Below are 21,736 nucleotides of genomic sequence, written 5' to 3'. Positions count from 1 at the left end.
GGCCGGGCGGCTACCGACCGGAGACGCTCGCCGCGCCGGCCCGGTCGGGCGGTGCGGCGGAGCTGTCCCGGACGACCAGTTCGGTGGCGAGTTCCACGCGCGGCGAGTCGACACCCTCGCCCTGGGACAGCCGCAGCACGGTGCGGGCGGCCAGCCGCCCCATCTCGACCAGGGGCTGCCGCACCGTGGTCAGCGGCGGCGACGCCCAGCGTGCCTCCGGAAGGTCGTCGAAGCCCACCACGCTGACGTCGTCCGGCACGCGCAGGCCGCGCCGGCGGATGGCCTCGTAGACGCCGAACGCCATCTGGTCGCTGGAGGCGAAGATGGCCGTCGGGGGCTCGTCGAGGTCGAGCAGCGCCTGGCCGCCGGCGAAGCCGGAGGAGTGGTAGAAGTCGCCCGGCCGCATCAACCGGTCGTCGACCGGGACGCCGGCGGCCTCCAGCCCGGCCCGGTAGCCGTCCATCCTGGCCCGGCTGCACAGGAGGTGGGTCGGTCCGGCCACGAAGCCGATCCGCCGGTGCCCGAGCGAGAGCAGGTGCTCGGTCGCGGCGAGCCCACCGGCCCAGTTGGTGGCGCCGATCGTCGGTACGTCGGTCGCCGGCACGCCGGCCGGATCGACCACCACCACGGGTACGTCGAGCCGGCGCAGCTGGGCGTGCAGCGGCGCGCTGACGTGCGAGGTCACGAAGATGACGCCGTCGGTCGCCCGGGCGCGCAGGTTCTGCAGCCACTGCCGGGCCGCCGTCGGCTGGCGGTGGATGGCGGAGACCACGGTGCCGACCCCGGCGCCCCGCCCGACGTCCTCCACACCGCGGATGATCTCCACGGCCCACGGGCTGTCGAGGTCGTTGAAGACCAGGTCGAGCAGGCCGGCGCGCCGCACCCCGCGGTTGGTCCGGCGCCGGTAGCCGTGATGGCGCAGCAGTTCCTCGACCCGTTCCCGGGTGTCGGGGGCCACGTCCGAGCGCCCGTTCAGCACCCGTGACACGGTCGGCACCGAGACCCCGGCCTCCCGCGCGATGGCGGTGATGGTCACCCTGCGTCCGTCGTCGGCGTCCACCCGCGTCTCCCTCCCCAACCGGGGGCGGACGCGGCGCCGGCGCCGGGTTCCCGGCTCGCGGCGTCGGCGCCGGGAGCCCCGGCGTCGCGTGCCGCCCCGGTCATCTTGCCGTACGGAGGGTGGTCGCCGACACGGCAGGTCGTCACCGGCAGGGTCAACCGCCGGTGATCGGAGGGGCGTCCCCGGCGGTCGCGGCGGGCACCGGTCGTCCCGGGCGCGGGGGAGGGGGGTACGCGGCGCAGGAGGCCCGGATGACCAGTTCGGTGGGGAGCCGGACGTGCGGGTCGCGTTCGACGCCCCCGATGACGTCGATGAGCAGCCGCATGGCCTCGGCGCCCATGCGTTGCAGGGGTTGCGCGATCGTCGTCAGGGGAGGGTTGACCAGCGCCGACTCGGGAACGTTGTCGAATCCGATCACGGACAGGTCGTCGGGCACCGCGAGGCCCATGCTCCGGGCGACGTCCATCGTGGAGATCGCCGAGAGGTCGTTGCCGGCGAAGACGGCGGTCGGCCGGTCGGCGAGCGCGAGCAGTTCGGCGGCCGTGGCCGCCGCGCTCTCGACCCGGAACCCGCCGACGCGTACGAGCCGCTCGTCGACGGGCACGCCGGCGTCGGCCATGGCCTTGCGGAAGCCCGCCTCGCGCAGCCGCGCCGACTCGAGGTCGGGGCGTCCGCTGAGGTGCGCGATGCGGCGGTGGCCGAGCGACAGCAGGTAGTTCGTCGCGAGCATCGCGCCGGTGAAGTTGTCGGAGTCGACGGTGGGCAGGCCGGACGGGCCGGTGTGGGGGTCGACGGCGACGACGTGGAAGCCCTGTCGGGTCTCCACCACGGTGGGCGTGACGATCACGGCCCCGTCGATGAGCGTCCCGGACAGGCGGGCCAGCGAGCGTCGTTCCCAGCCGATGCCCGCGCCGTCGCCGTCGCCGCCCGAGTACGCGAGCAACTGGTAGCCGGTGCCGGCGACCTCTCTCGACGCCCCCTTGAGCAGCTCGGTCGAGAACGGCTCGAACTCGGAGACCAGGATGCCCAGCACGTTCGTGCGGTGACTGCGCAGGCTCTGCGCACCGAGGCTGGCCTCGTACCCGAGCTGGTGGATGACCTGTCGGACGCGCTCCACGGTCGCCTGGGCCACGCCGTAACGGCCGTTCACGACCTTGGATACGGTCGCCACCGAGACGCCGGCCGTGCGGGCCACGTCCGACATCTTCACACGCTGCGGGAACGCCACGCCGACGATGATAGAGGCCGCTCCAGAGGCCGTCACCGGAGATTCGAAAACGTTATCGATAACGATTGACACTGAGTTACACGGCTGTAAAACTCCCCCCCAGCCGAGTACCGCGGACTGCTAGTCGAGGAGACGATTCGATGGCGATGAAGCACCGCGCGGGCGCCGCTCTGGCGCTGTTGACGACCAGCGCACTCCTCGTCGCCGGTTGCAACGGCGGCGAGAGCGAGACGCCGAATGAGGAAGAGCCGTTCCAGAAGCCGGTGACCCTGACGTGGTGGCACAACGCCTCGCAGGACGGCCCCGGCAAGACCTACTGGGAGAAGGTCGCCAAGGACTTCTCCACGCTCCACCCGACCGTCACGATCCAGATCGAGGCGATCGAGACCAACCAGTTGCAGCGCACCCGGCTCCCCGCCGCGCTCCTGACCAACGACCCGCCGGACATCTTCCAGGCGTGGGGCGGCGGTGAGATGCGCGAGCAGGTGGAGGCCGACTACCTCAAGGACATCACCGACCAGGTCAAGACCGAGGTCGCCGACATGGGCAGCGCGGCGGAGATCTGGCAGGTGGACGGCAAGCAGTACGGCCTGCCGTTCCGGATGGGCATCGAGGGCGTCTGGTACAACAAGGACCTGTTCGCCAAGGCGGGCATCACCGCTCCTCCGACCACCTTCGAGGAGCTCAACGCGGCCGTCACGAAGCTCAAGGCCATCAACGTCACCCCGATCGCCCTCGGCGCCGGCGACAAGTGGCCCGCCGCCCACTGGTGGTACAACTTCGCGCTGCGCGCCTGCTCCGTCGACACGCTCAAGAAGGCCTCGGTCGACCTCGTCTTCGACGACCCCTGCTTCGTCAAGGCCGGCGAGGACCTGAAGACGTTCATCGCGACCGAACCGTTCCAGCAGAACTTCATCGCCACGCCGGGGCAGAACGACCCGACCAGCGCGAACGGCCTGCTCGCCAACGGCAAGGCCGCCATGGAGCTGATGGGCGACTGGAACCGCGGCACCCTGGAGACCGTCGCCGAGGACCCGGCGAAGCTCACGAAGTTCCTCGGCTGGTTCCCCGTGCCGGCGATCTCCGGTTCGCCCGGCGACCCGAAGGCCGCCCTCGGCGGCGGCGACGGGTTCGCGTGCGCCAAGAACGCCCCGCCGGAGTGTGTCGAGTTCCTCAAGTACATCGTGAGCCCGGAGGTGCAGAAGGGCTACGCCGGGACCGGCACCGGCCTGCCCGTCGTCAAGGGCGCGGCGGACGCCGTGACCGACCCCGCGCTGAAGTCCATCCTGGAGGCGACCGCCGGCGCGACGTACGTGCAGCTCTGGCTGGACACGGCCTTCGGCAGCACGGTCGGCAACGCGATGAACGACGCGATCGTCGCCATCTTCGCCGGAAACGGCACCCCGCAGCAGGTCGTGGACGCCATGAAGGCGGCCGCACGCAAGTGACCGCCACCAACCCGACCCTGAACCCCGCCGGCGGCGCGTCAGCGCCGCCGGCGGGCCCCCGGCCCGCCGGGCGGTCGTCCGCCCGCGCCGCACAGACCCGACGCAAGTGGTACGAGATCGTCGGGCTCACCACGCCGGCGATCGTCGTCTACGTGATGTTCGTGCTGGTGCCGATGGGCTTCGCCGTCTACTACAGCCTCTACCGATGGCGCGGCGTGGGACCACCCACCGAGTTCGTCGGGCTCGACAACTACGTCCTGGCCTTCCAGGACCCGATCTTCCTCGACGCGCTGCGCAACAACGCCGTCATCGTGGTCGGATCGCTGCTCGTCCAGGGCCCCATCGCCCTGGCCGTGGCCCTGCTGCTCAACCGCCGCTTCCGCGGGCGCACCGTGTTCCGCCTGCTCGTGTTCGTGCCCTACGTGCTCGCCGAGGTCACCGTCGGCATCATGTGGAAGCTGCTCCTGACCGACGGCGGCACCGTCGACGCGCTGCTGCGCCAGCTCGGTCTGGGCGGCCTGGTGCACGCGTGGCTGGCCGACCTCGACATCGTCATCTGGACGATGCTGTTCGTCCTCACCTGGAAGTACGTCGGCTTCGCCATCATCCTCCTGCTCGCCGGCCTGTCGAACGTGCCGCCGGAGCTGACCGAGGCCGCCGCGATCGACGGCGCGAGCTGGTGGCAGACGCAGCGCCACGTCACGCTCCCGCTGCTGGGGCCCACGATCCGGATCTGGATGTTCCTGTCGATCATCGGTTCGCTGCAGGTGTTCGACGTCATCTGGGTGACCTCGGTGCCCGCCGTACGGTCGCTCGGCGCCTCGGCCACCATGGCCACGTACATGGTGGACAACGGCTTCTTCGCCCGGCTGTGGGGCTACGGCAACGCGGTGGCCGTGATCCTGTTCGTCATCTCGTTCATCGCGGCGCTGCTGTTCCAGCGCTTCCTCCTCCGCCGCGACATCGAGGGCGCCATCACCGGAAGGACGAACTGACCGTGCCCGCGACCACCGTCCCCTCCCCGCCCGCCCCGCGTCGCCCGTGGTCGTGGGCCAACCCGCTCACGTACGCGCTGGCGCTCGCGGTGGCCGCCGTGTCGATCGCCCCGGTGGTCTACGTGATCGTCGGCGGCTTCCGCACCACCCCGCAGATCGTCGCGGACCCGGCCGGGCTGCCCGATCCGTGGGTGCTGGACAACTACGCCAGGGTGCTCACGGAGAGCGACTTCTGGCGCCAGGCGTTCAACAGCGCCGTGATCGCCCTGGGCACGACCCTCGGTGTCGTCGTACTCGGCGTCTGCGCGGCGTTCGTGCTCGCCCGGTACACCTTCCGGGGGCGCGAGGCGCTCTACACCTTCTTCACCCTCGGCCTGCTGTTCCCCGCCGGCGCGGCGATCCTGCCGCTCTACCTCATGCTGCGCGACCTGAACCTGATCAACTCCTACTACGCGGTGATCCTCCCGCAGGTCGCCTTCTCGTTGCCGATCACGATCGTGATCCTCCGCCCGTTCCTGTCCGCGGTCCCCCGCGAACTGGAGGACGCCGCCGCCATCGACGGGGCCGGACGGCTGAGCTTCCTCTGGCGCATCATGCTGCCGCTGTCCCGGCCCGCGCTCGTCACCGTCGGGGTCCTCGCGTTCGTGGCCAGCTGGAACGCCTTCCTCCTGCCACTGCTCGTCCTCGGCGACGTCGACCTGCACACCCTGCCGCTGGGCGTGCAGAACTTCTCCAGCCAGTACACCTCCGACACGGCGGGGATCCTCGCCTTCACCTCGCTGGCGATGTTGCCGGCACTCCTCTTCTTCACCCTCGCCGAGAAGCAGATCGTCGGTGGCCTGCAGGGCGCGGTCAAGGGCTGACCGCGGCCGGCGAGGACGACACACCGCATGACCGTCTACCTGTTCGCCCGCCGGGCCCTCCCGCAGGGACCGACGGGCGTCGGAGGAAAGTGACCGACACCGTGACCGTGGACATCGAACGCAGCACCGCCATCTGGAACGACCCCTCCTACGACCCCGCCACCCGGGTGGACGCCCTGGTCGCCGCCATGACCCTGCCCGAGAAGATCGCCCAGCTGTACGGAGTCTGGGTGGGCGCCTCCGCCGACGGCGGCGAGGTCGCCCCGTACCAGCACGAGATGGAGGACCCGGTCGACCTCGAGGCCCTGCTGGGGACCGGCCTCGGCCAGCTGACCCGGCCGTTCGGGACCGCGCCGGTGGACCCGGCGCTCGGCGCGCTCTCGCTGCTGCGCACCCAGCAGCGCATCGTCGCGGCGAACCGCTTCGGCATCCCCGCCGTGGCCCACGAGGAGTGCCTGGCCGGCTTCGCCACCTGGGGAGCCACCGCCTACCCGGTGCCGCTGTCCTGGGGAGCGACGTTCGACCCGCCGCTGATCCGCCGGATGGCCGCCGCCATCGGGGCCGACATGCGCCGCGTCGGCGTGCACCAGGGGCTCGCCCCGGTGCTCGACGTGGTGCGCGACGCCCGCTGGGGACGGGTCGAGGAGACCATCGGCGAGGACCCCTACCTGGTCGGCACGGTCGGCACCGCGTACATCCAGGGCCTGGAGTCCGAGGGTGTGGTGGCCACGCTCAAGCACTTCGTCGGCTACTCGGCCTCCCGCGCCGGCCGCAACCTCGCACCGGTCGGCATGGGGCCCCGCGAACGGGCCGACGTCATGCTCCTGCCGTTCGAGATGGCGGTACGCGAGAGCGGCGCGCGCTCGGTGATGCACGCCTACACCGACACCGACGGGATGCCGTCGGCGGCGGACGAGGAACTGCTCACCGGGCTGCTCCGCGACACGTGGGGCTTCACCGGCACGGTGGTCGCCGACTACTTCGGCATCGCGTTCCTGCGCATGCTGCACGGGGTGGCCGGCAGCTGGGGCGAGGCGGCCGGTGCCGCCCTGGCCGCCGGCGTGGACGTCGAGCTGCCCACCGTGAAGACGTTCGGCGAGCCGCTGCGCGCGGCGATCGCCGACGGCGTGGTGCCCGAGGCGCTCGTCGACCGCGCCGTGCGCCGGGTGCTGCTCCAGAAGGCCGAGCTGGGGCTGCTCGACGCCGGGTGGAGCCCGGTGCCGCCGGCGCTGGACGGGGTCGACCTGGACGACCCGGAGGCCGTGCGCGGCGCCGTCGACCTGGACCCGCCGGCCAACCGCGAGCTGGCCCGGCAGATCGCCGAGGAGGCGGTCGTCCTGCTGCGCAACGACGGCATCCTGCCGCTGGCCGCGCCGGCGCGCATCGCGGTGGTCGGCCCGCAGGCGGAGAGCCCGACGGCGGTGCTCGGCTGCTACTCCTTCCCGGTGCACGTCGGTTCCCGCCACCCCGGGACGCCGTACGGGATCGAGCTGCCGACGCTGGTGGCGGCCCTGCGGGCCGAGTTCCCGTCCAGCGAGGTGGTGGTCGAGACCGGCGCGAGCGTCGACGGGCCGGACACCGACGGCCTCGCGGCGGCCGTCGCGGCGGCCCGGGACGCGGACGTGGTGATCGCGGCCCTCGGTGACCGGGCGGGGCTGTTCGGGCGGGGCACCAGCGGCGAGGGCTGCGACGTCGAGTCGCTGGCCCTGCCGGGTGTGCAGCAGCAGCTGCTCGACGCGCTGCTGGACACCGGCACGCCCGTGGTGGTGGTCATGGTCGCGGGCCGGCCGTACGCGCTGGGCCGGGCGGTCGACGACGCGGCCGCCATCGTGCAGTCGTTCTTCCCCGGCCAGGAGGGGCCACCGGCCATCGCCGGGGTGCTCAGCGGGCGGGTCGAGCCGCAGGGGCGGCTGCCCGTGAGCGTGCCCCGCCGGACGGGCGCGCAGCCGGCCACCTACCTCGCGGCCCGGCTCGGGCACGCCACCGACGTCTCCAACCTCGACCCCGCCCCGGCGTACGGCTTCGGGCACGGCCTCACCTACACCCGCTTCGACTGGTCGGAGCTGACGGTCGAACAGGCGGTGGCGGAGACCGACGGCGAGCTGCGGCTGGCCTTCACGCTGCGCAACAGCGGCGACCGGTGGGGCAGCGAGGTCGTGCAGCTGTACGCGCACGACCCGGTGGCCTCGGTGGTGCAACCGGTGCAGCGGCTCATCGGCTACCAGCGGGTGCCCCTGGACCCGGGGGAGTCCTGCCGGATCGAGGTCACCGTGCCGGCCGACCTGTTCTCGTTCACCGGGCGCGACGGGCGGCGCGTGGTCGAGTCGGGCGCGTTGGAGCTGCGGCTCGCCGCGTCCAGCACCGACACCCGCCTGACGGCCGGTGTCGAGCTGCGCGGGCCGGCGCGGCACGTCGACCACACGCGGCGGATGCACCCGGGTTTCACCGTCACCCCGAGCGCCGGCTGACGGTGTTCACCGACCTGCCCGAGGAGCAGCTGCGCGGGTACCGCAGCGGGGTGCGCGACCCGGCCGACTTCGACCGGTTCTGGGCCACCACGCTGGCCGAGGCCCGCTCCGCCGACCCGTCCGTGCGGGTCGAGCCCGTACCCACCGGGCTCGCCGGCATCGACGTGTACGACGTGACGTTCCCCGGCTTCGCCGGCCAGCCCGTCCGGGGCTGGCTGCGGGTACCCCGCGGCGGCCGGCCGCCGCTGCCGGCCGTCGTGCAGTACGCCGGTTACGGCGGCGGCCGCGGGCACCCGCTGGAGAACCTGCTGTGGGCCGCGGCCGGGTACGCCCACCTCCAGATGGACACGCGGGGGCAGGGTTCGGGGTGGAGCCGCGGCGATACCCCGGACCCGGCCGTGGCCGGCCCGGAGGCGCCCGGGGTGCTGACCCGGGGCATCGCCGACCCGCGCACCTACTACTACCGGCGGCTCGTCACCGACGCCGTCCGGGCCGTGGACGCCGTCCGGACCCTGCCGGCCGTCGACCCGGCCCGGGTCGCGGTGCTCGGCCACAGCCAGGGCGGCGCGCTGGCGCTCGCGGCCGGCGCGCTGGCGCCCGACCTGCGGGCCGTGGTCGCCGGGGTGCCGTTCCTCTGCGACATCCCCCGCGCCGTCGTGGTCACCGACGCCCGGCCCTACCGCGAGATCCGCGACTTCCTGGCCGTCCACCGCGACGCCGAGCAGCGGGTGCTCGCCACCCTGGCGTACGTCGACGGGGTCAACTTCGCCCGGCGCTGCCACGTCCCAACCCGCTACTCGGTCGCCCTCATGGACGAGATCGTGCCGCCGTCGACCGTCTTCGCCGCCGTGAACGCCCACGCCGGGCCCACGGAGCTGTCGGTGTGGCGCTACAACGGCCACGAGGCGGGCGGGATCGACGACGACGCGGCGGCGCTGCGGTTCCTCGCCGCGCACCTGACCGGGGACGCCGAGGCCGCTCCGGAGCCGGTCGCCGGCTGATAGACAGGACGGGTGCGCAGGTCAGCCCGGACGTGGCCCGGCGCGGCGCCGACGCGGCGGCGCGCGCGTCGGCCCCCGCCCCCGCGCCGGCGGGCCGCCCGGCTCGTGGCCGCGCTCCTCGCGGCCGGCACGCTGCTCGGCGCCTGCGGGCGGCCCGAGCCACGCCCCGCGCCGACCCCGCCCGTCCCGCAGCCGTCACCGACCGGCCCCCCGTCGGCGTCGCCCACCGGCCCGCCACCCCTGCCCGGCTTCGTGGTGCTCGGCGACGTCGACCCCCGCATCCTCACCGACATCCGGTACGCCACCCCGCACAACTTCGTGGGCCGGCCGATCACCGGTTACACCGAACCGCTCTGCCTGCTCACCCGGCGGGCCGCCGAGGCGCTGCGCCGGGTGCAGGAGGCCGCCCTCGCCGGCGGTCACAGCCTCAAGGTGTACGACTGCTACCGACCCGTGCCGGCCGCGGACGACTTCGTGGCCTGGGCCGAACGGCCGGACGAGCAGCAGATGAAGGCCGAGTTCTATCCCCACGTGGACAAGGCCCGGCTGTTCGAGGACGGCTACATCGGCGCGCCGACCGCGCACAGCCGCGGCAGCACCCTGGACCTGACCCTGGTCGACGTGCCCGCGCCGACGCAGCCGCCGTACGTGCCCGGCCAGCCGCTCGTCGCCTGCACGGCGCCGCGCGCCCAGCGGTTCCCGGACAACAGCGTGGACATGGGCACCGGCTTCGACTGCTTCGACGCCCGGGCCCACACTGCCGACCCCGCCGTCACCGGCACGGCCCGGGAGAACCGGATGCTGCTGCGGCGGCTCATGACCGACGCCGGGTTCGTCAACTACGACCGCGAGTGGTGGCACTACCGCCTCCGGGACGAGCCGTACCCGGACACCTACTTCGACGCCCCGGTGGCCCGCTCGTCCGTGCGCTGAGCGGACCGTCCGGCGCGTACGGCATGATCGGCGGGACCGGCCAGCACCACCGCGGGGAAGGAAGACGGCACATGACGACGGAGCGCATCGCCCCACCACTGACCGGCGGGGAGCGTGAGACGCTGCGCGCCTTTCTGGACTACCACCGGGCGACGCTCGCCCTCAAGTGCGACGGGCTGACCGACGAGGAACTGCGGCGGCAGTCCTCGCCGCCGTCGACGCTCTCCCTGCTCGGGCTGGTCCGGCACATGGCCGAGGTGGAACGGACCTGGTTCCGCCGGGTCATCAACGGCGAGGACATCCCCCTGGTGTGGTCGAGCAGCGGCGACTTCCAGGAGGCGTACGACGCGCGCTCGGCGACCCGGGCGGAGGCGTTCGCCGCGTGGCGGCGCGAGGTCGAGCACTCGCGGCGGATCGAACGGGAGGCGGAGTCGCTGGACGTCACCGGCCACAACGCCCGGTGGGGCGCGGACGTGTCCCTGCGCCTGGTGATGCTGCACCTGATCCACGAGTACGCCCGGCACAACGGTCACGCCGACTTCCTCCGGGAGGCGATCGACGGCACCGTCGGCGCCTGAGACCCGGTGTGGGCCGGCTGGCGGCCCGGCGCCGCCGCGGCGGCGGTCACGCGGGGCCGGGCGGCGCCGGGTCGGTGGTGGCCCGTGGCAGCGGCAGCCAGGCGAGCACGTCGGCGATCTTCGCGTCCCAGTACGCCCAGTCGTGGTCGCCGGGGGAGAAGTCGACGGTGAGCGGCACACCCCGCTCCCGCGCGGCGGCGACGAAGCGGACGTTGTCCTCGTACAGGAAGTCCTCTGTGCCGCAGGCGACGTAGAGCGCGGGCCGGACGGCGGGCCCGCCGCTCACCCGGTCCAGCAGGGCCAGGGTGTCCTCGTCGGTGCCGGCGACCGGGCGGTCGCCGAAGACGGTGCGCCGCACCGCCTCATCGAGCGGGTCGGTCGGGTGCTCCAGCCGGTGGGTGATGTCCAGCGCCCCGGAGAGACTGGCCGCCGCGGCGAACCGTCCCGGCTGCCGCAGCGCCCACTTCACCGCCCCGTAGCCGCCCATCGACAGCCCGGCCACGAACGTGTCCTCCCGGCGGTCGGAGATGCGGAAGAACGACCGGCACAGCTCCGGCAGCTCCTCGCTGAGGAACGTCCAGTAGCGGTTGCCGTGCGCCTCGTCGGCGTAGAAGCTCCGGCCGACCTGGGGCATCACCACGGCGAGGCCGAGCGGCGCCACGTACCGCTCGACGGACGTGCGGCGCACCCAGATCGTGTCGTCGTCGGTGAGCCCGTGCAGCAGGTAGAGCACCGGCGGGTCGCCGCCCGTGGTGCCGCCGGCCATCCCGATCTGCGACGACGTCCGCTGCGGCAGGATCACGGTCATGGAGGTGCTGAGGGCGAGCACCTCGGAGTAGAAGTCCACGCGCATGAGGGCCACGATCGTGAACGGTAGCCGGCGCGCGGTGGCGCGGCGAATATCGATTGCCGGCCCGGGCCCGTCCCGCATACCGTCGTCGGCGCAAGGTCACCTGATCATCCCAGGGAGGACGCCGTGCCAGCGCACGCCACCATCCGGTCCACGCGGCCCACGCCGCGCGGCGGTGCGTGGCTGTCCACAACGGAACGGGTCCTGGGTCAGCGCCGGTACGTGGGGGGCCGGCACCGGGTGAGGCGGCGCGACTGACGCGCCCGCGTACGTACGCAGCCGCCCACCCCGCCGGGGTCCGGGCGGCTTTTCCGTCCGTGACCCCGGCCCCGGGCGGGCCGGGGGGTCGCCCGCCCGGGCACGGGCCGTTGGAGCAGCGGAAGCTCACCCGGTTCTCACCCGGGAGGTCACGGGTTCGAATCCCGTACGGCTCACGCGTCGGCGCCGCCGGGCGCCGCACGTCTCGCGGTTGTAGCGCAGCCTGGCAGCGCGTCACCTCGCCACGGTGAAGGTCGCCGGTTCGACTCCGGCCAGCCGCTCCGACACCATCCGCATCGACACGAGGAGACGACCATGGGCTTCACCACGCTGGCCGGCACCCGGGCACCGGTCCGGGTCTGGACCGACCCGTACGCCATCGAGCCGCAGGCGGCCCGGCAGCTGCGCAACATCGGCGCGCTGCCCTGGGTGGAGGGTGTCGCGGTGATGCCGGACGTGCACTTCGGCAAGGGCGCCACGGTCGGCTCGGTGATCGCCATGCGGCAGGCCGTGTCCCCGGCGGCGGTCGGCGTGGACATCGGGTGCGGCATGTCCGCGGTGCGCACCTCGCTCACCGCCGCCGACCTGCCCGACGACCTGGCCGGGCTGCGCTCGGCCATCGAGGCGGCGATCCCGGTGGGCTTCGCGCAGCGCGACGAGCCGGTCGACCCGCGCCGGGTGCGCGGGCTGGAGCAGGGCGGCTGGGCCGACTTCTGGGCCCGGTTCGCCGACCTGCACCGGGGGGTCGCGCAGCTCGAGGTCCGCGCGCAGCGGCAGCTGGGCACCCTCGGCGGCGGGAACCACTTCATCGAGGTCTGCCTGGAGCAGGGCGGCGCCGACTCCGGGCGGGTCTGGCTGATGCTGCACTCCGGCTCCCGCAACATCGGCAAGGAGCTGGCCGAGCGGCACATGGCGGTCGCCCGGCGGCTGCCGCACAACGCCGACCTGCCCGACCGGGACCTCGCGGTGTTCCTCGCCGGCACGCCGGAGATGGACGCCTACCGCCGGGACCTGTGGTGGGCGCAGGAGTACGCGCGGCGCAACCGGGCCGTGATGCTGGCGGTGCTCTGCGGCGTCGTCCGGGAGCGGTTCCCGCAGGTGCGCTACGACGAGCCGATCAGCTGCCACCACAACTACGTGGCGGAGGAGAGCTACGGCGGCGTGGAGGTGCTCGTGACCCGCAAGGGCGCGATCCGGGCCGGCCGGGGCGACCTCGGCATCATTCCCGGCTCGATGGGCACCGGTTCGTACATCGTGCGCGGGAAGGGCAACGCGGACGCGTACTGCTCGGCGTCGCACGGTGCGGGGCGGCGGATGTCGCGGGCGCAGGCCAAGCGGACCTACGGCACCGCGGATCTCGTGGCGCAGACCGCGGGCGTGGAGTGCCGCAAGGACGCCGGGGTGGTCGACGAGATCCCCGCCGCGTACAAGGACATCGCCGAGGTGATGGCGCAGCAGGAGGATCTGGTCGAGGTGGTCGCGCACCTCAAGCAGGTGGTGTGCGTGAAGGGCTGAACCGGAGGGCCGGAGGACGACCGCCCGTCAGTGCAGGCGGGTCTTCCAGTCCTCCGGCACCCGGCCGCGCGGGCCGGGTGCGGGCTGGTCGAGCGGGTGCGAGTGCGGCTCGGCCAGCACCGGCCCCTCGGCGTAGAACTGGTCGGTGGAGTAGTCCCAGAACCACGACTCGCCGGGCTCGTAGCTCTGGATGATCGGGTGGCCCGTCGCGGCGGCGTGGGCGGTCGCGTGCCGGCTCGGCGACGAGTCGCAGCAGCCGACGTGGCCGCAGGCCGCGCAGCGGCGCAGGTGGAACCACCACCCGCCGGTCGATTCGCACTCCAGGCAGCCGGGGCCGCTCGGCGGCGCGGCCGGGTCGATCGCCGCGCTCACGGACTGCGGCTCGGGCTCCGGCCTCGTCTGTTCACCCACGTTCGGCAGTCTGGCACGCGCGAGGGCCCGGGCCCACCCCGCCCCCGCACGTGTGCCGGCCGGCACATCCTCAGAAGGTCGACTTCGGTGCGGTCACCTTCTGCTTGATCTTCGTGGGCCCGCTGGCCGAGGGCCGGACGTCGAAGTCGAAGATCTCGGTGGGGATGTAGATGGTCGCGCAGGAGTTCGGGATGTCCACCACGCCCGAGAAGCGTCCCTCGATCGGCGCGGCCCCCAGGAGCAGGTACGCCTGCTCCGGGCTGTAGCCGAACGTGGTGAGGTAGTCGATGGCGTGCAGGCAGGCCCGCTGGAACGCCAGCTGCGAGTCCAGGTAGCGCTGCTCCCCGTCGAGGGTCACCGAGATCCCGGAGAAGGCGAGCCACTGACAGTACTGGGGGTTGGTGTTGCCCGGCAGGAAGATCGCGTTCTCGGAGACCCCGTACGTGCGCATCCCGTCCTTGATGAGGTCGACGTGCAGGTCGACGAAGCCGCCCATCTCGATGGCGCCGCAGAACGTGATCTCCCCGTCGCCCTGGGAGAAGTGCAGGTCGCCGACGGAGAGGTTGCCGCCCGGCACGTACACCGGATAGAAGACGCGGGACCCCTTGGTGAGGTTCTTGATGTCCTGGTTGCCGCCGTTCTCCCGGGGTGGCGCGGTCCGCGCCGCGACGGCCGCGGCGGCCTCGTACGCGGAGCCGGTCAACGAACCGAGGATCGCGTCCTGCGGCAACGGGGGCAGCGCCAGTGGCGGCACCCGGTCGGGGTCGGTCTCCGCGAGCGTCCGCTCCCGCCGGTTCCACCTGTCCAGGAGGTCGGCCGACGGGGCGGTGCCCATCAGGCCGGGGTGGATCATGCCGGTGAAGGAGACGCCCGGGATGTGCCGCGAGGTGGCCCGCTGCCCGCTGAAGTCCCAGATCGCCTTGTACGCGTCGGGGAACTGGTCGGTCAGGAACCCGCCGCCGTTCTGCTTGGCGAAGATCCCCGTGTACCCCCAGCCCTGGCCGGCGAGCGGGCCGGAGTCCTCCTGCGGGATCGGGCCGACGTCGAGGATGTCGACCAGCAGCAGGTCACCCGGTTCGGCGCCCTGCACGGCGAACGGGCCGCTGAGCGCGTGCACGATGGACAGCGGGGCGTCGCGGACGTCGTCCGCCGAGTCGTCGTTGTGGATCTCGCCGTCGAACCACTCCCGGCAGTGCACGCGGAACGTCGCTCCCGGCTTGACCGTGGCCACCGGCGGGATGTCCGGGTGCCACCGGTTGTGTCCGATCTTCTCCTGATCCCTGAACTTCTTCGTCGAGTCGAGAGGGAAGATGACCTCGGGCATGTGCCGTCCTTCCGTTCCCACCGTCCGCCACGGTGGTGGTCTGTCGTCTGGCGGCGGCACAGCGCGGGATCGGCGCCGCCGGTCGTGTCACAGGCGCGGGAGCCGGGAGTGGGCCGGGTGGGCAGAGGCCCTCGGGGTGGCCGGTCGCCGTCCCGGTACGCGGGTCACCACCTGGGGCGTCTCCGCGCTCGCCGCGGCCCGGTCCAGCGCCGTCCGGAGCGCGCGGGGCGTGCGGGTCAGCCGCGGCGCCGACCAGACCCGGCCGGCCGCGCCGCCGCAGGCCGGGCAGGGCAGCGTCGGTGGTGCCTCGCCGAGCGGGAACCGCGCCTCGACGTCGCCGTCGTTCGGGCACCGGTAGTCGTACGTCGCCACGTCGCCCTCCTCACGTGCGCCGTCGTCGTGGCCGGGCGGACACCGGGGCCGCGCCGGACAGGTCAAGGATCGTGCGCATCCGGGCGGTCCGCTGGCCAACGTCCGAGGTGGTCCCCGTGGCCGCCCGATCGGGTGACGCGGTGCGGCCGGCGCGGTCAGCCCAGGTGCGCCGGCGCGCCGGTGGGCACGTCCTGCCGGCGTACGCGGATCAGCAGCAGGGTGGTCAGGCCCGAGAGCAGGATCAGCCCGGTGCCCCAGGCGAACGCCACCGAGTAGCCGTGCACCAGCGCCCGCACCTGGGTGCCCGGATCCGGCACCCGGGTCGCCAGGTACCCGGTGACCGCGCTCGTGTACATGGTGTTGAGCAGGGCCGTGCCGAGGGAGCCCCCGACCTGCTGGGTGGCGTTGAGGGTGGCGCTGGCCGCGCCCGCGTCGTGCTCCGGGACGCCGTACAGGGCGAGGCTGGACAGCGGCACGAACGTGAAGCCGAGCCCCATGCCGAGGACGACCTGGGCGGGCAGCAGGTGGGCGGCGAACGAGGTGTCCACGTCCACCTGGGTGAGCGCCACCATGCCCGCCGCGGCGAGCACCGCGCCGGCGAGCATCAGGGGCTTGGCACCGACCCGGGGCAGGAGCTGGCTGGCCGCGCCCGCGGCGATGAGCACCCCGGCGGTGACCGGCAGCGACGCGAGCCCCGCCTCCAGCGGCGTGTACCGGAGCACCACCTGGAAGTAGAAGGTCAGGAAGAGGAACGCCCCGAAGAGGCCGGCGCCGATCAGCGTGGAGGCGAGGTACGCGCCGCCCCGGTTGCGGTCGAGCAGGATCCGCATCGGCAGCAGCGGGTGGCTGGAGCGCAGCTCGATGACGACGAACGCCGCGAGCAACGCCACGCCGGCGGCGATGAACGCGAGCGTCCCGGCGGCGTCCCAGCCGTCCTCGGCGGCCCGCGTGAACCCGTACACGAGGCTCACCAGGCCCAGGGTGACGACCAGCGCGCCCGGCACGTCGTAGCGGGTGTCGCCGTGCGCCCGGCTCTCCGGCACCAGCGGGAGCGCCAGGAGCAGCGCGAACGCGGCGATCGGGATGTTGACCAGCAGGCACCAGCGCCAGCTCGTGTACTCGGTGAGCACCCCGCCGAGGAGCAGGCCCACGGCGGAGCCGCCGCCGGCGATCGCGCCGTACACGGCGAACGCCTTCGCCCGCTCCCGCGTCTCGGTGAACAGCACCGTGAGCAGCGCCAGCGAGGCCGGGGCGAGCAGCGCGCCGAAGACGCCCTGCAACGCGCGGGCGCCGAAGAGCAGCGCGCCGTTGGTGGCCAGGCCGCCCACGGCGGAGGCGAGGGCGAAGCCGACCATGCCGACCAGGAAGGCGCGCTTGCGTCCCCAGTAGTCGGCGAGGCGGCCGCCGAGCAGCAGCAGCCCGCCGAACGTCAGCGTGTACGCGGTCACCACCCACTGCCGGTCGGCGTCGCTGATGCCCAGGTCGGCCTGGGCGTGGGGGAGCGCGATGTTCACGATGGTGGCGTCCAGCACCACCATGAGCTGCGCGACCGCGATGACCGCGAGCACGGCCCAGCGGCGCGGGTGCCCGCCCTGCGTCCCGGCGCCGGGCACGTCGGCGGTGGTCGAGGGTGTTCCGGGCATGGCGAGGCCCTCCGTGCGGACGAGGATCCGGCTCGGCGCGACGGGACGGTCGCGCCCGGCCCACGTCCGGGTGCCGTCTTTCGCCTGCCCCGCCCCCGCGAACGACGTTCACGTCCGACGCTAGTGGGCGCGATCCGGTCCGCGCAGCGGCTTGCGGCATCCGCCCCCGGTCGGGCCACGCCGGGTGGTCACCGGGCGGGTGCGAGCCGCACGGGCACGCGGACGACGTTCACGCGGCTGCCGTCGTTCGCGGACACCTCGTACACCTCGACGGTGCCGGCCTGTTCGCGGGCGGCCCGCCAGGTGACCACGGCACGGTAGTCGCCCCGGCAGCCGCTGCCGCAACTCGCGGTGGTGAACGCCGTGGCGATCTCCCGGCCGCCCGCGTCGAGCACCCGCAGGCTGACGGTCGCCTCGAACACGTCGGCGGTGCCGGTGACGGTGAGCGGGCTGGTGACCCGCTGCCCGACGGTGGGCCCCGTGACCACGATCGGCGGCAGCAGGTCGGCGTAGTCCGCCCGCCCCACCGGCGCGTCGGCGCCGGCCACCGGCGGGTCGAATCGCACCCGGCGGACGGTGGAGAACTGGGTGAGCGTCCAGACGACCTGGCCCCGGCGTAGGCGGTCGGTGCGCGGGTCGCCGCCCACCGCGGCGAGCCGGACGGTCGCGACGCCCCCGGACACTCCGAGCGGTTCGGTGCCGGCCGGCAGCAGCGTGGTCATCCCGGTGGCGGCCTCCCCGGCGGTCGGTCCGGCGGCCAGCTCGGTGAGGGCCAGCCGGGAGGTGGCCAGGGTGCTCGGCCGGGTACGCCGGGTCGGCACCAGCCGCCCGTCGCGGACGAACCACAGCTCGACCGTCACGGCGCCGGCCGTCGTCGGGGCGTCGGTCACCGGCGGTGGGGCGGGACGCGGGGAGCGCGGGCCGGATGTGGCCGGTTCCCCGGCCGGCGTCACCGGCACCGGGGCGGGCGGCGTCGCGCCGGGTGTGGCGGTCTCCGGCGCCGCGGTGGGGGCGGGGCCCAGCGACCCGGAGCGGGGCGGCGCGCAGCCCACCAGCACCCCGGCGACCAGCAGCGCGACCAGCGGACGTCTCACGGCGCCTCCTGGCGGTCGGCCGGTCCGGCGTGGCGGGCCGGTGCCGCGGCGGCGTCGTCCGGTCCGGCGTGGGTGGTCGGTGCCGCGGCGGCGTCGGCCGGGGCCGGCGTGGCGTCGGGCGGGCCGGACACCGGCAGCGCGAGCCGGAACCGGGTGCCGTCGCCGGGCGCGCTGTGCACCGTCAGGTGGCCGCCGAGCAGCCGGGTGTTCTCCTGCGCGATCGCCAGCCCCAGGCCGCTGCCCGGCCCGGAACGCGCCGGGTCGACCTTGTAGAAGCGGTCGAAGAGGCGCGGCAGGTGCTCCGGGGCGATGCCCGGCCCGCGGTCGGTCACGTCGACGAGCAACCGAGCGGCGTCGCGTGTCACCGTCGCCCGGACCTCGCCGCCGCCGTGCTCGACGGCGTTGCCCACGAGGTTGGCGAGCACCCGTTCCAGCCGGCGCGGATCGGTGCGCACGGGGGTGGCCGTCCCGGCGACGGTGACGCGGTCCCGCCAACCGCGCGCGGCGACCAGGGCGTCCAGCAGGGCCAGGGGATCGACCGGGCGCGGGGCGAGCGGCTCCTGCCCGGCGTCGACCCGGGAGATCTCCATGAGGTCCTCGACAAGGCGGCGCAGCCGGATCACGTCGGCCACCAGCAGTTCGGCCACCCGCCGGGCGTCGCCCGGGAGCCGGTCGGTGTGCTCGCGCAGCAGCGAGGCCGCCGCCACGAGGGCGGTCACGGGCGTACGCAGCTCGTGCGCGACGTCGGCGGTGAACCGCCGCTCCCGCGCCTGGGCCCGCGAGAGCGCCTCGATCTTGGCCTCCAACGCCTCGGCCATGCCGTTGAAGGACGCCGCCCAGTCGCTGAACTCGTCGCGGCCGTGCACTGGCAGGCGGGTGGCGAGCAACCCCTCGGCGACCGCCCGGGCGGCCCGGCTGGCCCGCCCGACCGGTTCGAGGGTGCGCCGGGCCAGGCCGTGCCCGACCGCCGCGGCGACGAGCACGACGAGCCCCCAGCCGGCCAGCAACGCCGTACGGAGCTGGTCGAGGCCGCGGTGCAGGTCCTCCTCGGAGGTGACCACGTAGAGCTCGCCGTCGGAGCCCGGTATCCGGCCGCCGACCAGGAGCAGCCGTGGCCGGGCCGAGGGAGCGGAACGCTCGTACCCCAGCTCGCCGGCGGCCACCGTGGCCCGCAACGCCGGCCCGGGCGGCGGCGCGAACGAGGCGTTCGAGGCCTGCACGTCCCCGTCGGCGGCGAGCAGCACGTGCCGGCCGCTGCCCTCGAAGCTGCGCAGCAGCTCCGCGCGGCGCTGCTCGGTCAGCGGCCGGAACTGCCCGGCGAGCACGAGCTGGTAGCGGGCGTCCGCGGCGGCCTGCTGCACGGAGGCGTCCAGCCGTGCCTGCCGCAGCAGCAGGTACGACCCGCCCGCCAGGGACCCGGCGGAGACGCCGGCGACGAGCACGAACGCGACGGTCAGCCGGCGCCGGAGCCGGCCCGGGGGCACGCGGTTCGCGGCCATCGCGGCACGCTCACGTCGCCGTGAGCTTGTAGCCGGCGCCGCGTACGGTGCGGACGAGGCGCGGGTGGGCGGGGTCGTCCTCGATCTTGGCGCGCAGCCGTTGCACGGCCACGTCGACGAGCCGCGAGTCGCCGAGATAGCTGTGGTTCCACACCCGGTCGAGCAGCAGCTCGCGGGTGAAGACCTGACCGGGGCGACGGGCCAGCTCCAGCAGCAGCCGGAACTCGGTGGTGGTCAGCGGCAGCTCCCGTCCGGCCTTGCGGACCACGAAGCTGCCCGGGTCGATCTCCAACCCGCCGACGGTCAGGACGCCCGGCTCGGCGGGCGCGGTGGCCCGCCGCAGCACCGCCCGCACCCGGGCCACCAGCTCCGGCAGGTCGAACGGCTTGCGCAGGTAGTCGTCGGCGCCGCACTCCAGGCCGACGACGACGTCGATGGTGTCGGTGCGGGCGGTGAGCATGAGGATCGGCACGGCGCTGCTGCGGCGGACCTCCCGGCACACCTGCAGGCCGTCGAGGCCGGGCAGCATCACGTCGAGCACGATGAGGTCGACCGGTCGCGCGCGCCAGACCGCGAGCGCCTCCCGGCCATCGACGGCGGTGGTCACCCGGAACCCGGCCCGGCGCAGTCCGAGGGCGCTGACCTCCCGGATGGAGGCATCGTCCTCGACCACCAGCACGCGGCCGTCCATGACGCCACCAGCGTAGGCCCGCGCGACCGCGGGCGACCCTGGCGCAACGGACGGTGACGGGGGCCCGGGTGGCGCCGGGCCCTCGTCCGTGCGGTTCACTCCTGCCACTGGTGGGCCACGTCGACCACGATGCGGCTGTGGGCGCCGGGACCGTCGAGGACGAACGCCCGGAACGGCAGCCGCGCCCGCACCCCGACCGCGAACGTCGTGTAGCCCTCGAAGCTGCCGCCGAACACCACGTCGCGCAGCGTCCGGTAGCGCAGCACGGTGGCCGCGTGCTCGCCGACGCGGTACGGCACCGTGGCCGCGCGTTCCGCGTCGTACGCGGGCGCGCGGAGGGAGACCCGCAGCAGCGCACCCCCGGCGGTGTACGGCGACAGCGGCAGGCCCTCGCCCTCGGTCCAGGTCTCGCCGTACTCGACCGTGTAGCCGTTCGCCGGGCCGGCGAACTCGAACACCACCCGGTCGTAGCAGTCGTGCCGGCCGGTGCGCACCTCGACCAGCGGGTCGGTGCTGAGCGTGCCGGCCGCCTTCGTGCCGCTGCCCCAGGTGATCCCGCAGTACGATGCGGCGGCGGCCGCCCGGTTGGTGGCCGCCGTGCCGGCGCCCGCCGTGCCCGCCACCAGACCGGTGACCAGCACGGCCAGCGCGGCCAGTGTGCTTCTCGTCCTCATCGTCGTCTCCCCTCGCCCGTCCCGGGTGGTCACCCGCCGGCGTCGTCGCCGGCGTCGACCTCGACGGTCGGGCGGCACGGCCACGGCAGCTTCGCCGCGCCGTAACAGCAGGGTTACGGCGGTGTCGGGGGAGCGCGGTCAGCGCCCGGCGGCGTGGCGCTGGTAGTGCCGGGCGACGCGGGCGCGGTTGCCGCAGGACGGCTTGCACCACTCCTGTCGGGGGTGCTCCTTGACGAAGTAGCGCACGCAGCGGGGCGCGTGGCAGGCGCGCAACCGTTCGCGGTCGGGGCCGGCGAGGAACTCGACGGCGGCGCGGGCGAGCCCGGCGACGAGTCGCAGCCGCGCGTCGCTCACGTCGGTCCGCCAGGTGAGCGTCGGCACGGCGTCGGGCTCCCAGGCCAGCACCGGGCAGACCGGCACCGCCGCGGCGGCCCGGTTGAGCCGGTCGACGGCCTCCCGGGGAGACAGCGGGGACGCGGAGTCGGCCCGGCTGGGCGGGCCGGGGCGCACCGCCTCCGCGAAGAGGGTGCGCACCGCGCGACGCAGCGCCACGACGTCCCGCCGCAGGCTCTCGTCGGCGGCGTCGAGGCCGTCGAGGTCGCCGGCGTACGGCCGCAGGGACGTGGCCTGCTCCCGGAGCCAGGCGGACAGCCCGGCGACGTCGTCGAGGTCGTCGGCGACCCCGCCGTCGCCGTCGTGCCGGATCGTGCCGGCCAGGGCCAGCGCGAGGTGCTGGGCCATGCGAACTCCTCCCTCCGGGACCGGCTTGCGTCGCCGTCGAGATCAACTGTACCGTGCCTAATGCTTGAAGCGCCAACAACCATTAGGGAG

The 21,736-nt window shown here is 74.2% G+C and carries 20 protein-coding genes and 2 tRNA genes; 10 read left to right on the top strand and 12 right to left on the bottom strand.

Features of this window, described 5'->3' with window-relative positions:
* Positions 1-10 precede the first annotated feature (10 nt).
* Positions 11-1,060: a LacI family DNA-binding transcriptional regulator gene (locus D7I43_RS24415; protein WP_120330894.1), complete on the bottom strand. Its 1,050-nt coding sequence runs from the start codon at positions 1,058-1,060 to the stop codon at positions 11-13.
* A 154-nt stretch (positions 1,061-1,214) separates the two neighbouring features.
* Positions 1,215-2,288, bottom strand: a complete 1,074-nt coding sequence (locus D7I43_RS24410; protein ID WP_120330893.1) for a LacI family DNA-binding transcriptional regulator — start codon at positions 2,286-2,288, stop codon at positions 1,215-1,217.
* A gap of 140 nt (positions 2,289-2,428) precedes the next feature.
* On the opposite strand from D7I43_RS24410, the gene D7I43_RS24405 reads away from it, so the two are divergent.
* From D7I43_RS24405 to D7I43_RS24375, 7 genes are all read left to right on the top strand, one after another.
* The gene (locus D7I43_RS24405; RefSeq protein ID WP_120330892.1) at positions 2,429-3,736 is read left to right on the top strand and encodes an extracellular solute-binding protein; all 1,308 of its coding nucleotides are present in this window, start codon (positions 2,429-2,431) and stop codon (positions 3,734-3,736) included.
* Complete coding sequence (locus tag D7I43_RS24400; protein ID WP_120330891.1) at positions 3,733-4,731, top strand: carbohydrate ABC transporter permease; 999 nt, start codon at positions 3,733-3,735, stop codon at positions 4,729-4,731. The genes D7I43_RS24405 and D7I43_RS24400 overlap by 4 nt, the downstream gene beginning before the upstream one ends.
* A gap of 2 nt (positions 4,732-4,733) precedes the next feature.
* Positions 4,734-5,594: a carbohydrate ABC transporter permease gene (locus D7I43_RS24395; protein ID WP_396844051.1), complete on the top strand. Its 861-nt coding sequence runs from the start codon at positions 4,734-4,736 to the stop codon at positions 5,592-5,594.
* A gap of 89 nt (positions 5,595-5,683) precedes the next feature.
* Complete coding sequence (locus tag D7I43_RS24390) at positions 5,684-8,062, top strand: beta-xylosidase/alpha-l-arabinosidase (protein WP_240033127.1); 2,379 nt, start codon at positions 5,684-5,686, stop codon at positions 8,060-8,062.
* Positions 8,059-9,063, top strand: coding sequence for an acetylxylan esterase (locus D7I43_RS24385; protein ID WP_204985279.1), 1,005 nt, complete (start codon positions 8,059-8,061; stop codon positions 9,061-9,063). The genes D7I43_RS24390 and D7I43_RS24385 overlap by 4 nt, the downstream gene beginning before the upstream one ends.
* Before the next feature lie 105 nt (positions 9,064-9,168).
* Positions 9,169-9,996, top strand: a complete 828-nt coding sequence (locus D7I43_RS24380; protein ID WP_204985278.1) for a M15 family metallopeptidase — start codon at positions 9,169-9,171, stop codon at positions 9,994-9,996.
* A 71-nt stretch (positions 9,997-10,067) separates the two neighbouring features.
* Positions 10,068-10,574 carry a DinB family protein gene (locus tag D7I43_RS24375; RefSeq protein ID WP_120330889.1) on the top strand — a complete coding sequence of 169 codons (507 nt, stop codon included), beginning with the start codon at positions 10,068-10,070 and terminating at the stop codon, positions 10,572-10,574.
* 46 nt (positions 10,575-10,620) lie between these two features.
* Here D7I43_RS24375 and D7I43_RS24370 read toward each other — a convergent pair whose 3' ends face one another.
* Positions 10,621-11,436 carry an alpha/beta hydrolase gene (locus tag D7I43_RS24370; protein WP_120330888.1) on the bottom strand — a complete coding sequence of 272 codons (816 nt, stop codon included), beginning with the start codon at positions 11,434-11,436 and terminating at the stop codon, positions 10,621-10,623.
* Between the two features lie 350 nt (positions 11,437-11,786).
* On the opposite strand from D7I43_RS24370, the gene D7I43_RS24365 reads away from it, so the two are divergent.
* The 3 genes from D7I43_RS24365 to D7I43_RS24355 all read left to right on the top strand — a co-directional run bounded on the left by D7I43_RS24365 (position 11,787) and on the right by D7I43_RS24355 (position 13,197).
* Positions 11,787-11,858, top strand: a tRNA-Glu gene (locus tag D7I43_RS24365).
* A 31-nt stretch (positions 11,859-11,889) separates the two neighbouring features.
* Positions 11,890-11,963, top strand: a tRNA-Gly gene (locus D7I43_RS24360).
* A gap of 34 nt (positions 11,964-11,997) precedes the next feature.
* A complete protein-coding gene (locus D7I43_RS24355; RefSeq protein ID WP_120330887.1) occupies positions 11,998-13,197 on the top strand; it encodes an RtcB family protein in 1,200 nt (399 codons plus the stop codon).
* A 27-nt stretch (positions 13,198-13,224) separates the two neighbouring features.
* On the opposite strand, the gene D7I43_RS24350 is transcribed toward D7I43_RS24355, so the two are convergent.
* The 9 genes from D7I43_RS24350 to D7I43_RS24310 form a co-directional block, all read right to left on the bottom strand.
* A complete protein-coding gene (locus D7I43_RS24350) occupies positions 13,225-13,608 on the bottom strand; it encodes a UBP-type zinc finger domain-containing protein (protein ID WP_240033126.1) in 384 nt (127 codons plus the stop codon).
* A 70-nt stretch (positions 13,609-13,678) separates the two neighbouring features.
* Positions 13,679-14,932 carry a formamidase gene (fmdA, locus tag D7I43_RS24345; RefSeq protein WP_120330885.1) on the bottom strand — a complete coding sequence of 418 codons (1,254 nt, stop codon included), beginning with the start codon at positions 14,930-14,932 and terminating at the stop codon, positions 13,679-13,681.
* Between the two features lie 87 nt (positions 14,933-15,019).
* The gene (locus D7I43_RS24340; protein ID WP_120330884.1) at positions 15,020-15,304 is read right to left on the bottom strand and encodes an FmdB family zinc ribbon protein; all 285 of its coding nucleotides are present in this window, start codon (positions 15,302-15,304) and stop codon (positions 15,020-15,022) included.
* Between the two features lie 155 nt (positions 15,305-15,459).
* On the bottom strand, positions 15,460-16,947 hold the full coding sequence (locus D7I43_RS24335) for a DHA2 family efflux MFS transporter permease subunit (protein WP_120330883.1): 1,488 nt from the start codon (positions 16,945-16,947) through the stop codon (positions 15,460-15,462).
* Positions 16,948-17,135: 188 nt separating this feature from the next.
* On the bottom strand, positions 17,136-18,041 hold the full coding sequence (locus tag D7I43_RS24330; RefSeq protein WP_240033125.1) for a Gmad2 immunoglobulin-like domain-containing protein: 906 nt from the start codon (positions 18,039-18,041) through the stop codon (positions 17,136-17,138).
* Positions 18,038-19,540, bottom strand: coding sequence for a sensor histidine kinase (locus tag D7I43_RS24325; protein ID WP_120330882.1), 1,503 nt, complete (start codon positions 19,538-19,540; stop codon positions 18,038-18,040). Before D7I43_RS24325 ends, D7I43_RS24330 begins: the two co-directional genes overlap by 4 nt.
* A 10-nt stretch (positions 19,541-19,550) precedes the next feature.
* Entirely contained in the window at positions 19,551-20,231 is a 681-nt protein-coding gene (locus D7I43_RS24320; RefSeq protein WP_120330881.1) for a response regulator transcription factor, read from the bottom strand.
* Between the two features lie 95 nt (positions 20,232-20,326).
* Entirely contained in the window at positions 20,327-20,905 is a 579-nt protein-coding gene (locus D7I43_RS24315; protein WP_192902257.1) for an AMIN-like domain-containing (lipo)protein, read from the bottom strand.
* Between the two features lie 138 nt (positions 20,906-21,043).
* Entirely contained in the window at positions 21,044-21,646 is a 603-nt protein-coding gene (locus D7I43_RS24310) for a CGNR zinc finger domain-containing protein (RefSeq protein WP_120330880.1), read from the bottom strand.
* Between the last annotated feature and the right edge of the window lie 90 nt (positions 21,647-21,736).

It is taken from the genome of Micromonospora globbae (genome assembly GCF_003610785.1).
Taxonomy (GTDB): domain Bacteria; phylum Actinomycetota; class Actinomycetes; order Mycobacteriales; family Micromonosporaceae; genus Micromonospora; species Micromonospora globbae.
Note: the sequence above shows the minus strand (reverse complement) of the source record. Positions and strands in the feature narration are given on the sequence as shown.

What these genes read in the sequence shown, in the direction of transcription:
- D7I43_RS24405 (WP_120330892.1), top strand. Translation starts at nt 2,429, where the DNA reads ATGGCGATGAAGCACCGCGCGGGCGCCGCTCTGGCGCTGTTGACGACC.
- D7I43_RS24375 (WP_120330889.1), top strand. Translation starts at nt 10,068, where the DNA reads ATGACGACGGAGCGCATCGCCCCACCACTGACCGGCGGGGAGCGTGAG.
- D7I43_RS24355 (WP_120330887.1), top strand. Translation starts at nt 11,998, where the DNA reads ATGGGCTTCACCACGCTGGCCGGCACCCGGGCACCGGTCCGGGTCTGG.
- fmdA (WP_120330885.1), bottom strand. Translation starts at nt 14,932, where the DNA reads ATGCCCGAGGTCATCTTCCCTCTCGACTCGACGAAGAAGTTCAGGGAT.
- D7I43_RS24335 (WP_120330883.1), bottom strand. Translation starts at nt 16,947, where the DNA reads ATGCCCGGAACACCCTCGACCACCGCCGACGTGCCCGGCGCCGGGACG.
- D7I43_RS24325 (WP_120330882.1), bottom strand. Translation starts at nt 19,540, where the DNA reads ATGGCCGCGAACCGCGTGCCCCCGGGCCGGCTCCGGCGCCGGCTGACC.
- D7I43_RS24320 (WP_120330881.1), bottom strand. Translation starts at nt 20,231, where the DNA reads ATGGACGGCCGCGTGCTGGTGGTCGAGGACGATGCCTCCATCCGGGAG.
- D7I43_RS24315 (WP_192902257.1), bottom strand. Translation starts at nt 20,905, where the DNA reads ATGAGGACGAGAAGCACACTGGCCGCGCTGGCCGTGCTGGTCACCGGT.
- D7I43_RS24310 (WP_120330880.1), bottom strand. Translation starts at nt 21,646, where the DNA reads ATGGCCCAGCACCTCGCGCTGGCCCTGGCCGGCACGATCCGGCACGAC.